Consider the following 13319-nt stretch of genomic DNA (forward strand, 5'->3'; position numbering starts at 1 on the left):
TCCTAGATGTGGGGGACATCGTCGGGGATGTCGTAGAAGGTGGGGTGGCGGTAGACCTTGTCGGCGCTGGGGGCGAAGAAGGGGTCCTTCTCGTCGCGTGTGGAGGCGGCTATGTGCTCCGAGCGCACCACCCAGATGCTCACGCCCTCGTTGCGCCGGGTGTACAGGTCGCGGGCGTGGCTGAGCGCCATCGCGTCGTCGGCGGCGTGCAGTGAGCCGACGTGCACGTGGTTCAGGCCGCGCTTGCCGCGGACGAACACCTCGTACAGCGGCCAGCCGTTCTTCGTTCCCTCGGTGTTGCTCATGCCGCCGTTCCTTCCTGGAGGTTCCGGGCTTCCCGGGCCTGCGCGGACCGGGCGGCCTGCTTGGCCGCGTGGGCGGTCGCCGCCTCGCGCACCCAGGCGCCCTCCTCATGGGCGGCCCGCCGCCGTGCGACGCGCTGCTCGTTGCAGGGTCCGTCGCCGCTGATCACGCGCTTGAGCTCGGACCAGTCGGGGGTGCCGAAGTCGTGGTGGCCGCGCTCCTCGTTCCAGCGCAGCTCGGGGTCGGGCAGGGTGACGCCCAGCTTGGCGGCCTGCGGGACGGTCATGTCGACGAAGCGCCGGCGCAGTTCGTCGTTGCTGTGCCGCTTGATCTTCCAGGCCATCGAGGCCGCGGAGTTGGGGGAGTCGCCGTCGGGCGGGCCGAACATCATCAGGGACGGCCACCACCAGCGGTTCACCGCGTCCTGCACCATCTCGCGCTGGGCGTCGGTGCCGCGCATCATCGTCATCAGCAGCTCATAGCCCTGGCGCTGGTGGAACGACTCCTCCTTGCAGATCCGCACCATCGAGCGGGCGTAGGGACCGTACGAGCTGCGGCACAGCGGCACCTGGTTGCAGATCGCCGCGCCGTCGACGAACCAGCCGATCACGCCGACGTCGGCGAAGGTCGGTGTCGGGTAGTTGAAGATCGACGAGTACTTCTGCCGGCCCTCGATGAGGCGCTCGGTGAGGTCCGCCCGGTCGGCACCCAGGGTCTCGGCCGCCGAGTACAGGTACAGGCCGTGTCCGGCCTCGTCCTGGACCTTCGCGAAGAGGATGGCCTTGCGGCGCAGTGAGGGCGCCTTGGTGATCCACTCGCCCTCCGGCTGCATGCCGATGATCTCCGAGTGGGCGTGCTGCGCGATCTGCCGGATCAGCGTCCTGCGGTAGCCCTCGGGCATCCAGTCCCGGGGCTCGATCCGCTGATCCCTCGCGATCGTCGCGTCGAACTGCTCCTGGAGCCGCTGCTCCGCACCGTCGCCGCCCGACTGAGCGCCCTGTGACGTGGTCATCGATAACCAGCTCCCCAACCGACCGTTCGTTCGGTACATAGTCTGTCGAATTTCGGCGGCTCCGGCAACCCCTGGGCCGCGATCGCCCGACCGCTCACGGACGCCGCCACGAGGTTCAGCGGCCCGCGGACGAAGGCTCCTTCTCGACGAGGAAGGACCGCACGCGACCACGGCGGTCGCCGACGGCACTCGGACGCCCCTGAGCCACCGCCTCACGCTCCGGTGCGACGCCCAGCCCCGCCCGGTCGCCGCATGGCTCGGCGTCGGGATTCCTTCGTGGACGCCCCCGCCTTCGGGCGGGGGAGAAGACGAGGCTCCTGCGGAGCAGGGGGGAGAGGGGATGCGCCGCCGGGGCGGATCGCCGTCTGCCCTCGTGCTCGCAGCAGGTCACCGGGTTCCTCCGAGGATGCCCCGGCCTTCAGGCCGGGGTGGGGGTACCGTCCGCTTGCGGGGAGAATCGGACTCCTGCGGAGCAGGGCGGAGAAAGCCGAATCGCCGTCAGGGCGATTCGGCGTCCGCCATGGCGGCGTCGCGCTCGGCCTCCAGGCGGTAGACGATCTCGGAGTTGAGGGACCTGCGGGCGGAGCGGGCCTGGGTGGCCAGCCATTCGTGCAGGTCGGCGGGCAGACGGAGCGTGATGCGCTTTTCTTCATCCATGACTCCATGATAGTGGACTTTTGACAGTCGGCCAGTGGTAGAGTGACACTATGAAGACACGACAGGCGGTGAGTGAGGATGCCGGGCATGCCCGGTACACCTACCGGCTTCGCGTGTCGTCGACGGCCCGCGCCGGTCTGATGGCCGAGTGGGCGCGCTGCCGGTGGATCTGGAATGAGAGCGTGGCCCGCTCGCGCAAGGCGCACGCCGAGGACGAGAAGTGCGGCCCGGCCCGCCTCGACAAGATGCTGACCGCGGCCCGCACCACCATGAAGTGGCTGCGCGAGGGCTCCTCGGTGCCGCAGCAGCAGATCATCCGCGACTTCGGCAAGTCCCGCGCCAAGGCACTGAAGGACATCAAGGACCGGCTCCCGATGCGGCGCCGGGCCGGTATGCCCAAGGTCAAACGCAAGCGTGACGCGCTGTTGTCGCTGAACTACACCCGGCGCGGCTTCCGCCTGAAAGACGGACGCCTCCACCTCGCGGGCGGCATCGTGCTGACCGTGGTGTGGTCCCGCGACCTTCCCGCCGACCCCACCTCGGTCCGCGTCTACCAGGACGCGGTGGGGCGCTGGTACTGCTCGTTCGTCGTCGCCACAGAGGTCCAGCCGCTGCCGGAGACCGGCCGCGTGATCGGGATCGACTGGGGCGTGAAGGAGACCGCCACCACCACGAGCGACGCCCACGACCTGCCGCACGCCCGGCACGGGAAGAAGGCCCAGGCCAAGCTGACCCGGTACGACCGGATGATGGCCCGCCGCAAACCGAAGAAGGGACAGCCCGCATCGAAGGGCTACCGCGAGGCCAGGAAGTGGCGCGCGAAGACCTACGCGAAGATCGCCCGGCAGCGGCAGGATGCCGCCCGCAAGTGGGCCAAGACCGTGGTCCGTGACCATGACGCCCTGGCCGTGGAGGACTTCAAGCCGAAGTTCCTCGCGAAGACCACCATGGCGCGCAAGGCGGCGGACGCCGCGATCGGCGCCACGAAGACGGCCCTGATCGAGATGGGCCGCAAGCACGGGCGGGACGTCCGCCTCGTGCATCCCGCGCACACCACCATGGACTGCGGATCGTGCGGAGCGAGAACCAAGCACGCACTGCCGCTGTCGGAACGCACCTACACCTGCACCGCGTGCAAAGTCGTCTCCCCCAGAGACAAGAACTCCGCCCGCGTGATGCTCGTCCGGGCTGGTCTCAACCCGGCTGGTGTCGAGGGCGTAAGACCTCCGGGAGCGCCGCTCCCGGAGGCAGCCTGAGCCAGGAATCCCCGTCCTTCAGGGCGAGGAGGATGTCAATGGTTGATGTCCTGGTCGTGAGATGCGACGGGCACTCGCGTGAAGCGGGCGTTCGAATATCGCTTCCATCCGACCGACGCGCAGGCGGCCGGGCTGTCGCGCACGTTCGGCTGTGTGCGGAAGGTCTGCGACATGGCGCTCGCCGCCCGTACCGAGGCGTGGGCGCGGCAGGAGCGGGTCAACTGCAACCAGACGTCGGCGATGCTGACGGGGTGGAAGAAGACCGAGGAACTCGCCTACCTGGACGAGGTGGCCTCCGTCCCGCTCCAGCAGGCGCTGCGCCACCTGCAGGCGGCATGCGCGGGTTTCTTCGGCAAGCGGGCCAAGTGCCCGCGCTTCAAGTCGCGCAAGAAGTCGCGGAAGTCCGCGGAGTGCAGAACCTCGGCGTTCCGCTACCGGGACGGGAAGCTGACGCCGGCGAAGACGGACCAGCCGCTGGACATCGTCTGGCCCCTGCCGCTGCCCGAGGGCGCGTCCCCGTCGACGGTGACCGTCTCGCAGGACAGCGCGGGGCGCTGGTTCGTGTCGATGCTGTGCGAGGACCCCGGCGTGCGGCCGCTGCCGGCCACCAACACGGCGGTCGGCAGCGACATGGGCCCGGACCACCTGCCGGCCCTCTCGACGGGGGAGAAGATCGCCAACCCCCGGCACGAACGCAAGGACCGCGCCCGCCTCGCCCGGGCCCAGCGGGAGCTGTCCCGCAAAGCCGGGGGCGAGGGCGCCAACCGGGCCAAGGCGCGGCGCAAGGAGGCCCGGATCCGCGCCCGGATCACCGACCGCGGGCGTGATCACCTGCACAAGCTCACCACTCGGCTCGTGCGTGAAAACCAAACGCTCGTGATCGAGGACCTGGCCGTGCGCACCATGGTCAGAAACCGGAGCCTGGCCCGCGCCATCAGCGATGCGGCGTGGTCTCAGTTCCGGAGCCTGCTGGAGTACAAGGCCGTCTGGTACGGACGGGAAGTGATCGCCGTCGACCGGTGGTTCCCTTCCTCCAGGCTCTGCTCCCACTGCGGCGCACCCGCCGAGAGCATGCCGCTGAACGTCCGCGCCTGGACGTGCGCCTGCGGGACAACCCATGACCGGGACGTGAACGCGGCGAAGAACCTCCTGGCCGCCGGGCCGGCGGTGTCGGTTGTGGAGCCGGTGCAAGACCTCAACGGAGAACTCCGGGCGGGCAGTCGGCGGCGAAGCAGAAAACCTCACAGCGCGAGCCGTGAGAATCCCCTCCTTACAGGAAAGGGGAGAAGTCAAACCCGCTCCACCAGCATCGCCATGCCCTGCCCCACGCCCACGCACAGCGTGGCCAGGCCACGGCGGGCGTCCTCACGCTCCAGGCGGCCCAGCAGCGTGAGCAGGATGCGGGCACCCGAGCAGCCCAGCGGATGGCCGAGCGCGATGGCGCCGCCGTCGGCGTTGACCTTGTCCTCGTCGAGCTTGAGCCGGCGGATGACCGCCAGGGCCTGCGCGGCGAAGGCCTCGTTGAGCTCGACGGCGTCCAGATCGGCGGTCTGCCGGCCGGCGCGGGCGAGCGCCTTCTCCGTGGCGGGAACCGGCCCCAGGCCCATGATGTTGGGCTGCACCCCGGCCGAGGCGGAGGTGACGACCCGGGCGCGCGGTGTGAGCCCGTACCGCTCGACGGCCGCCGCGCTCGCCACCACCAGGGCCGCGGCCCCGTCGGACAGCGGCGAGGAGGAGCCCGCGGTGACGATGCCGTCCTCGCGGAAGACGGTGCGCAGCCTGCCCAGCTTCTCCAGGGTCGTCGACGGGCGCGGCCCCTCGTCGCGCTCCACGAGGCCGTCCTTCACCGGGACCGGCACGATCTCGCGGTCGAAGTGCCCGGCCTCCTGCGCGGCGACGGCGCGCCGGTGGCTGCGCAGCGCGAAGGCGTCGGAGTCGGCGCGGGTGATGCCGTCGAGCGCGGCGACCTCCTCGGCCGTCTCGCCCATCGACAGGGTCACCTTCACCGTCTCAGGGCCCGCCCCGGCGGGCACCGCGCGGTCGGCGGCGGCGAAGCGCGGGTTGGTGAAGCGCCAGCCCAGGGACGTGTCGTGCACCTCGCCCGGCTTGGACCAGGGGGTGCCCGGCTTCTCCATGACCCACGGGGCGCGGGTCATCGACTCCACGCCGCCCGCGACGACCAGATCGGCCTCCCCGGACCGGATCGCCTGGGCCGCCGAGGCGACCGCGGTCAGGCCCGAGGCGCACAGCCGGTTGACCGTGTAGCCGGGCACCGTGTGCGGAAGCCCGGCAAGCAGCACGGCCATGCGCGCCACGTCGCGGTTGTCCTCGCCGGCCTGGTTGGCCGCGCCCAGGATGACCTCGTCCACGGCCTCGGCCGGGACCGCGGCGCGGCGTACGGCCTCGCCGACGACCAGGGCGGCCAGGTCGTCGGGGCGTACGGAGGCCAGGACGCCGCCGTAGCGGCCCTGCGGGGTGCGGGCCCCGTCGATGAGAAAGACCTCGTCAGGCATGGGTGCCCTCCTGGATGGCGACGGGGCGGCGCGACTGCAGCGTCGCGAAGCGGCCCGTGACGAACGCGGGACCGGACAGCGTGGCGCCGACCATTTCCGGCAGCTCACGGCGGCGGACGAAGGAGTCGGCGGTCCCGGGGGTGTCGCCGGGCATGCGGTCCACCTCTTGACAGGCAGTGGTGAAGCTTGGTTTCTTGACAACACCGACGCTAACCGAATGTTCGGTCGGTGCACAAGGTGGTGAAAAACGTGAAGCAGGCCGCTGGCGTGGACCCCGGTCCGGTGGAGACGATGTTCGCCGCGGACCAGGCCTCCCGGTCACTGGGCATCGAGCTGGTGCGGCACGGCGAGGGGACCGCTGTGATGCGGATGACCGTGACACCGGCGATGGTCAACGGGCATGGAATCGCCCACGGCGGTTATCTCTTCCTGCTCGCCGACACCGCCTTCGCCTGTGCCTGCAACAGTCACGGACCGGTGACCGTCGCGGCCGCGGCCGACATCGACTTCATCGCCCCGGCGCACGAGGGCGACATCCTCGAGGCGACGGCCTGCGAGCGCGCCCGGTACGGCCGCAGCGGGATCTACGACGTGAGCGTCAGGCGCGGTCGAAAGGTGATCGCGGAGTTCCGCGGGCGCAGCCGCAGCATGCGAAGCACGGAGACGAAGGAGTCGCGATGAGCAGCGAACTGACGGTCCCGGCGGACCGGGGTCCCCGGCTGGGACAGCCGCTCCCGGACGAGCTGCTGGACAGCGGCGAGCGCATGACCCGCGAACAGCTCCGCGAGCTGCAGCTCGACCGCCTCCGCGCGACTCTGCGGCACGCCTACGACAACGTCGAGCAGTACCGCAGGAAGTTCGACGAGGCCGGAGTGAAGCCCGACGACTGCCGCAGTCTCGAGGACCTGGCCCGGTTCCCCTTCACCACCAAGGCCGATCTGCGCGACACCTACCCCTTCGGCATGTTCGCCGTCCCCATGTCCGAGGTCCGGCGCGTCCACGCCTCCAGCGGCACCACCGGCCGCCCCACCGTCGTCGGCTACACCGAGAACGACCTGTCGGTGTGGGCCGACGCCGTCGCCCGCTCCATCCGCGCCGCCGGCGGCCGGCCGGGCCACAAGGTCCACATCTCCTACGGCTACGGCCTGTTCACCGGCGGCCTCGGCGCGCACTACGGTGCCGAACGGGCCGGATGCACCGTGATCCCCGCCTCGGGCGGCATGACCGCGCGCCAGGTGCAGATCATCCAGGACTTCCAGCCCGAGATCATCATGGTCACGCCCTCCTACATGCTGACCCTGCTCGACGAGTTCGAGCGGCAGGGCGTCGACCCGCGCACCAGCTCCCTGAAGGTCGGCATCTTCGGCGCCGAACCCTGGACGGAGGCCATGCGCCGTGAGATCGAGGAGCGCATGGACATCCACGCCGTCGACATCTACGGCCTGTCCGAGGTCATGGGCCCGGGCGTGGCGCAGGAGTGTGTGGAGACCAAGGACGGCCTGCACGTCTGGGAGGACTACTTCTACCCCGAGGTCGTCGACCCGTTCACCGGCGAGGTCCTGCCCGAGGGCGACAGCGGCGAGCTGGTCCTCACCTCGCTGGCCAAGGAAGCCCTGCCGATCATCCGCTACCGCACGCGCGACCTCACGCGCCTGCTGCCCGGCACCGCACGGCCCGCCTTCCGCCGCATCGAGAAGATCACCGGCCGCAGCGACGACATGATCATCCTGCGCGGCGTGAACGTCTTCCCCAGCCAGATCGAGGAAGTGGTCCTGCGCGTGCCGGACGTCGCCCCGCACTTCCAGATCCAGCTGACCCAGCGCGGCCGCATGGACCACATGACGGTCCACATCGAAGCCCGCCCCGGCGCCGCCCCGCAGCAGCGCGACGCGGCCGCCAAGGCGATCGCCAAGGGCGTGAAGGACTCGGTGGGCATCAGCATCGAGGTCCGCGTGGTCGACCCGGAGACCCTGGAACGCTCAGTGGGCAAGATCCGCCGGGTCAAGGACCTGCGCCGGGGGTGACGGCCGCTTCAGGGGTTTTTCTTGCCGAGGTTTTTATAGGTCCGCCTATATAGGCGCGTGATACTGGGAGTCGTGGAGGAAACGCACCGGGGGAACGGCCCGCAGGCAACCGCGCATGCCCTGGCGGAGGTGGCTTCCGCTGTGGTCAGGGCCGTGACGGACCGGCGGGGAATGAGCTTCACCGCCGCCTCGACCCTGGCCCGGCTGGAGCGTGAGGGTCCGGCCCGGCTCACCGCACTCGCGGCGGCGGAAGGCGTCACACAGCCGTCGATGACCCAGCTGGTGCAGCGTCTGGAACGCCAGGGCCTGGTGACGCGCGTCGGCGACCCCGGGGACGGGCGGGTCACCCTCGTCGCCGTCACGGACGCCGGCCGCGACGTACTCGCCGAGCGCAGGCAGGCGCGCGACGACCGCCTGGCCCAGCTGCTGGCCGACCTGCCCGAGGAGCAGCAACAGGCGCTGGGAGCGGCCGTGCGAACCGCCCTGCCGCTCGTGCGACGGATGCTCGAGGACGACACGCAGCCGCGTCCACCGGCCGAACGGCACAGCACCGGGAGCACGCGATGACCACCGAGGAGCGCGGCCGCACACCGGGCAGGGCCGACGCCGGCCAACGCGGTCGCAGGACGCGGATCGGGGTGGACCACCCGCGCTACAAGTGGGTCGCGCTGACCAACACCACGCTGGGCATGCTGCTCGCCACCATCAACAGCTCGATCGTGCTGATCTCGCTCCCAGGCATCTTCACCGGGATCGGGCTCGACCCGCTCCAGCCCGCCAACGTCAGCTACCTGCTGTGGATCCTGATGGGCTACATGCTGGTCACCGCGGTGCTGGTGGTCGCCCTCGGCCGGCTCGGCGACATGCTGGGCCGGGTCCGCATCTACAACGCCGGCTTCCTGATCTTCACGCTCACCTCCGTCGTCCTCTCCCTCGACCCCTTCCACGGCGCGGGCGGCGCCCTGTGGCTGATCGGCTGGCGCATCGCCCAGGCCGTCGGCGGCTCGATGCTGATGGCCAACTCCGCGGCCATCCTCACCGACGCCTTCCCCGCACGGCAGCGCGGCATGGCCCTCGGCGTGAACATGGTGGCCGGCATAGCCGGGTCGTTCGTCGGCCTGGTGCTGGGCGGGTTCCTCGCGACGTGGAACTGGCGCTCCGTCTTCTGGGTCAACGTGCCCATCGGCCTGGCCGGCACCGTATGGGCGTACAGATCACTGCGCGAGACCGGTGTCCGTACGCCGGGACGCATGGACTGGTGGGGCAACATCACCTTCGCGGCCGGCCTGACGGCACTGCTCGCCGGGATCACCTACGGCATCCAGCCCTACGGCGGCCACACCATGGGCTGGACCAACCCCTGGGTCCTGGCCGGACTGATCGGCGGCGCGGTGATGCTCGCGGTCTTCTGCCTCGTCGAGCTGAAGGTCCCCGAGCCGATGTTCCCGCTGCGCTTGTTCCGCAACGCGGCCTTCGCGGGTGGCAACGCGGCCACCCTGCTGGGCGCCGTCGCCCGGGGCGGACTGCAGTTCATGCTCATCATCTGGCTGCAGGGCATCTGGCTGCCCCTGCACGGCTACGACTACGCCGACACGCCGCTGTGGGCCGGCATCTACATGCTGCCGCTGACCATCGGCTTCCTGCTGGCCGGCCCCGTCGCCGGCGCACTGTCCGACAAGTTCGGTGCGCACCTGTTCGCCGCGGCCGGCTTCGTGGTGATGGCCGTGTCGTTCGCCGGACTGCTCGTCCTGCCCGGCGACTTCTCCTACTGGGTCTTCGCGGCGCTGGTCTTCCTCAACGGCCTCGGCGGCGGCCTGTTCGCCGCCCCGAACACCGCGATCATCATGTCGAGCGTGCCCGCCGACGCCCGCGGCGCTGCCTCCGGCATGCGCGCCACCTTCCAGAACGCCGGCATGGTGCTGTCCATGGGCGTCTTCTTCTCGCTCATGGTGGCCGGGCTCTCCGGCACCCTGCCGCACACCCTGGCCTCCGGCCTGACCGCCCAGGGCGTCCCGGCGCAGGCCGCGCACACCGTCGCCGTACTGCCACCGGTGGGCGTCCTGTTCGCCGCCTTCCTGGGCTACAACCCGGTCCAGCATCTGCTGGGCCCGACGATCCTCGCTCACCTCTCCCCGTCCGCACAGGCCCACCTGACCGGGCGCGAGTTCTTCCCCCACCTCGTCGCGCAGCCCTTCCACGACGGCCTCGTCGTGGTCTTCTCCCTGGCCATCGCCATGTCCCTGGCCGCCGCGGCGGCCTCGCTGGTCCGCGGACGCGACGGTACGACGCCCGCAGGGCCCGCCGCCGCGCCGTCCGCGCAGCCGGCCGTCGCCTGCCGCGCACCGGCCCCGCACCCGGGCGGTGCGTGCGGCCGGACCGACGTATGCCGCGGGGACGCCGGCCGCCGGCGGCAGCACAACGGCACATAGCCGCCGACGAGCCGCCGTTGTCCTTTCCGTGACCCTTTCCTGCACGGGCCGGAGGGTAACCGCTGGCCCGCGCTCTCGCGCCCACGCCCTGAGCGGGAAAACGCGCAGTGGGCGCACTGCGTTTATTTCGGCCAGGCCAGGTCGGGCAAGCCCGACCTGGCTGATCGTTGACATCCCTCATGAGTCATGAAAGGTGAGGAACATGGACTTTCGTCAACTCGAGTACTTCAAGGCCGTCGTCGAGGCGGGTTCCGTTTCGCAGGCCGCCAAGAATCTCAACATGACACAGCCGCCGGTGAGCCACGCCATCGCGAAGCTGGAGCGGGAGTTGGGGGTGCGTCTCCTGGAGCGGACAGCGAAAGGCGTCAATCCCACCAAGGCCGGGCTGTACCTTCTGTCCAAGGGTGAGCGCCTGGTGGCCGACCGGAACCGAGCCGTCGAGACGCTGAAGCTGATGGGTGAGGGCGCGGTCGGAGATCTGCACGTCGGCGTGGAGCCCATGGTCATCAACGAAATCATCGCCGACGTCCTGGCGGAGTTCCTCGAACAGGCTCCCAGCGCGCATGTGAGCCTGGCCGACGTCACTCCCGATGTCATCGTTCAGGGAATTCAGAGCGGTGAATTGGACATGGGTTGTGTCCCGTTCGCCCCCGCACAATTCGCTGGGTTCGTCGCGGACATCTGCGACTGGTCTCCCATTATCGAGATCGATATCAAGCTTGCCGTGCCAAAATATCGTGTGAAGGAACAGCGCCCTGACGGCAAAGGGTGGGGCCGCTGGATTCTCCCATCCCCGATTCCCGCCTTCTCGGGCATGCCCGACGCTGCGGAGAAAGCCTTGGAGGCCGACGAATCCTTCGAAGTCATCGAGGTCTCCACGCCGCAGACCGCACTCGCTTTCGTCGCCGCCGGGCTGGGCGTCGCCCCCGTGACCGAGCGCATGGCCGGCAAGAGCGATGCGGTGGCCCTCCTCGATCCTCCGCGATGGCTCAAGCCCATGCAGGCAACGCTCCTGTGGAAGCGCGGGGCCGAGATCACCCCATTGATGGAGCGGTGGCTGCAGGCGACTCGAGTTGTCGCCGAACATCGCCGCGCGCTCGGACGGTGAGTAGGGCCATACACGAAACTTTATACCCCTCCATGGAGGCCTGTATGGAAAGGGGGGAAGAAGTCAAGCGAACAGCTCCATGAACTGTGGTGAATTCTGTGTGGCATGCGTCACATTCAGGTGGGCTTCTGCTTGCTCCCGGCATCCTCACCAACGCTCAAAACGCCTGCTCAGAAACGGTTTCGGGGTCGCGCTCCGGTCGGCCGACAGGCTGTCGGCCGACGTCACCGGGCACTGTCAAATCCTTCCCACTTCTCTTGCTCCGCGTCATACCGCCGTGCCAGTCTTCCCGGCAATTCGACGGCGTAGGCAGCTTCGGATCGAAGAGGGAAAACCTCGTGCGATCGCTGCTCTCGTATTGGCTGCACGAACCGAGGGTTGACCCGGTTCCGCGCACGAAAAGAAGGGGCCTCGGTCAATGACGACGGGAAACGCGAATCAGTCGGCACACAGCCCTGCCGGCCGTGATCATCTCCCCTTTACCGGAGATGAATATCTCGAGAGCCTCAACGACGGCCGCGAGGTCTGGATCTACGGGGAGCGGGTGGAGAACATCGCCGAACACCCCGCCTTCCGCAACTCCGCCCGCATGATCGCGCGCATGTACGACGCCCTGCACGATCCGGCGCGCAAGGACATCCTCACCGCGCCCACGGAGTGGGGAGGCTTCACCCACCGCTTCTACCAGGCACCGAAGAGCGTCGAGGAGCAGGTGGCCTCCCGCGACGCCATCGCCGAGTGGCAGAAGATCGCCTGGGGCTGGATGGGCCGCTCCCCCGACTACAAGGGCTGTTTCCTCGGCACCCTCGGCGCCAACGCCGAGTTCTACCGCGGGTTCGAGGACAACGCGCGCGCCTGGTACCGCAAGGCCCAGGAGAAGACGTGGTACATCAACCACGCCATCATGAACCCCCCGGTCGACCGCGGTCTCGGTGCGGACGCGGGCAAGGACGTGTTCATCCGGGTCACCAAGGAGACCGACGCCGGCTTCTACGTCACGGGCGCCAAGGTGGTGGCCACCGGATCGGCCCTGACGCACTACACCTTCGTCGGCCACGTGGGTCAGGTCGCCGTGCAGGACCCGGCCTTCTCGCCGGTGTTCATCACGCCCACCAACGCTCCTGGCGTGAAGCTGATCTGCCGTACCTCCAACGAGTACCGCGCGGCGGTGCTGGGCAGCCCGTTCGACTACCCGCTGTCGAGCCGCCTGGACGAGAACGACGCGATCCTGGTCCTGGACAACGTGTTCATCCCCTGGGAGAACGCGTTCATCTACAACGACCTGGAGCAGGCCAACAAGTACAACATCCACTCGGGCTATCTGGAGCGCGCCTCGCTGCACGGCTGCACCCGGTTCGCCGTCAAGATGGACTTCCTGGTCGGCATGCTGTCCCGCGCCCTCGACGTCACCGGAGCAGGCCAGTTCCACGGCGTCATGTCCCAGCTCGGCGAGGTCATCGCCTGGCGCAACACGTTCTGGGCGCTGTCGGACGCGATGGCCAAGAGCGCGGTGCCGTGGAAGGGCGGCATGATCCAGCCCGACCCGCAGTTCGCCGGCGCCTACCGCGTGATGAACCAGCTGGCCATGCCGAAGATCAAGAACATCATCGAGCAGGTCGTGGCCAGCGGCCTGATCTACCTCAACTCCCACGCCAACGACTTCAAGACCCCCGAGATCCGCGGCTACCTGGACACCTACCTGCGCGGTACGGGGGGCATCGACGCCGAGGAGCGCGTCAAGGTCATGAAGATGCTCTGGGACTCCATCGGCACGGAGTTCGGAGCCCGCCACGAGCTGTACGAGATCAACTACATCGGCAGCAACGACGTGACGCGCCAGACCAACCTGTTCGGCGCCCGGGGCAGCGGTCTCCTCGACTACTGCAAGGACTTCGCGCAGAGCGCCATGGACGAGTACGACCTGGACGGCTGGACCGTGCCGGACCTGAAGGGTCCGGACGACGTCAGCATTCTCAAGGGCTGACCGTCTTTGCGGCTCCCGGTCGAGGGAGCCCAG

At 69.3% G+C, this 13319-nt stretch carries 12 protein-coding genes and 1 pseudogene; 8 read left to right on the forward strand and 5 right to left on the reverse strand.

All coding sequences use genetic code 11. From position 1 onward, the window contains the following. Positions 1–2 precede the first annotated feature (2 nt). The 3 genes from paaB to ACX25U_RS35170 all read right to left on the reverse strand — a co-directional run bounded on the left by paaB (position 3) and on the right by ACX25U_RS35170 (position 1972). A complete protein-coding gene (gene paaB / locus ACX25U_RS35160) occupies positions 3–305 on the reverse strand; it encodes a 1,2-phenylacetyl-CoA epoxidase subunit PaaB (protein ID WP_073947825.1) in 303 nt (100 codons plus the stop codon). Next, positions 302–1315 carry a 1,2-phenylacetyl-CoA epoxidase subunit PaaA gene (gene paaA / locus ACX25U_RS35165; protein ID WP_454386007.1) on the reverse strand — a complete coding sequence of 338 codons (1014 nt, stop codon included), beginning with the start codon at positions 1313–1315 and terminating at the stop codon, positions 302–304. Before paaA ends, paaB begins: the two co-directional genes overlap by 4 nt. Positions 1316–1813: 498 nt before the next feature. Further along, positions 1814–1972: an Arc family DNA-binding protein gene (locus ACX25U_RS35170; protein WP_454386008.1), complete on the reverse strand. Its 159-nt coding sequence runs from the start codon at positions 1970–1972 to the stop codon at positions 1814–1816. A gap of 50 nt (positions 1973–2022) precedes the next feature. On the opposite strand from ACX25U_RS35170, the gene ACX25U_RS35175 reads away from it, so the two are divergent. Together ACX25U_RS35175 and ACX25U_RS35180 are read left to right on the forward strand one after the other, a co-directional pair. Then, positions 2023–3228 carry an RNA-guided endonuclease InsQ/TnpB family protein gene (locus ACX25U_RS35175; RefSeq protein ID WP_454386009.1) on the forward strand — a complete coding sequence of 402 codons (1206 nt, stop codon included), beginning with the start codon at positions 2023–2025 and terminating at the stop codon, positions 3226–3228. A gap of 78 nt (positions 3229–3306) precedes the next feature. Continuing rightward, a pseudogene (locus tag ACX25U_RS35180) lies at positions 3307–4487 on the forward strand (RNA-guided endonuclease InsQ/TnpB family protein). Positions 4488–4517: 30 nt separating this feature from the next. On the opposite strand, the gene ACX25U_RS35185 reads toward ACX25U_RS35180, so the two are convergent. Both ACX25U_RS35185 and ACX25U_RS35190 read right to left on the reverse strand, forming a co-directional pair. Beyond that, positions 4518–5741: a thiolase family protein gene (locus ACX25U_RS35185; protein WP_454386010.1), complete on the reverse strand. Its 1224-nt coding sequence runs from the start codon at positions 5739–5741 to the stop codon at positions 4518–4520. Further along, the gene (locus ACX25U_RS35190) at positions 5734–5895 is read right to left on the reverse strand and encodes a hypothetical protein (protein ID WP_454386011.1); all 162 of its coding nucleotides are present in this window, start codon (positions 5893–5895) and stop codon (positions 5734–5736) included. Before ACX25U_RS35190 ends, ACX25U_RS35185 begins: the two co-directional genes overlap by 8 nt. Before the next feature lie 137 nt (positions 5896–6032). Here ACX25U_RS35190 and paaI point away from each other — a divergent pair, with 137 nt between their 5' ends. From paaI to ACX25U_RS35220, 6 genes are all read left to right on the forward strand, one after another. Further along, on the forward strand, positions 6033–6422 hold the full coding sequence (gene paaI, locus ACX25U_RS35195) for a hydroxyphenylacetyl-CoA thioesterase PaaI (RefSeq protein WP_454394652.1): 390 nt from the start codon (positions 6033–6035) through the stop codon (positions 6420–6422). Then, on the forward strand, positions 6419–7765 hold the full coding sequence (gene paaK, locus ACX25U_RS35200) for a phenylacetate--CoA ligase PaaK (RefSeq protein ID WP_454386012.1): 1347 nt from the start codon (positions 6419–6421) through the stop codon (positions 7763–7765). Before paaI ends, paaK begins: the two co-directional genes overlap by 4 nt. A 171-nt stretch (positions 7766–7936) precedes the next feature. After that, positions 7937–8332 (forward strand): MarR family winged helix-turn-helix transcriptional regulator, encoded by a 396-nt coding sequence (locus ACX25U_RS35205; RefSeq protein ID WP_454386013.1) that lies wholly within the window; start codon positions 7937–7939, stop codon positions 8330–8332. 122 nt (positions 8333–8454) lie between these two features. Then, positions 8455–10194: an MFS transporter gene (locus tag ACX25U_RS35210; protein WP_454394654.1), complete on the forward strand. Its 1740-nt coding sequence runs from the start codon at positions 8455–8457 to the stop codon at positions 10192–10194. Between the two features lie 202 nt (positions 10195–10396). Beyond that, positions 10397–11302 (forward strand): LysR family transcriptional regulator, encoded by a 906-nt coding sequence (locus tag ACX25U_RS35215; protein ID WP_454386015.1) that lies wholly within the window; start codon positions 10397–10399, stop codon positions 11300–11302. Positions 11303–11720: 418 nt separating this feature from the next. After that, a complete protein-coding gene (locus tag ACX25U_RS35220; protein ID WP_454386017.1) occupies positions 11721–13286 on the forward strand; it encodes a 4-hydroxyphenylacetate 3-hydroxylase N-terminal domain-containing protein in 1566 nt (521 codons plus the stop codon). Positions 13287–13319: the final 33 nt, after the last annotated feature.

The organism is Streptomyces sp. JNUCC 63, from assembly GCF_054366325.1.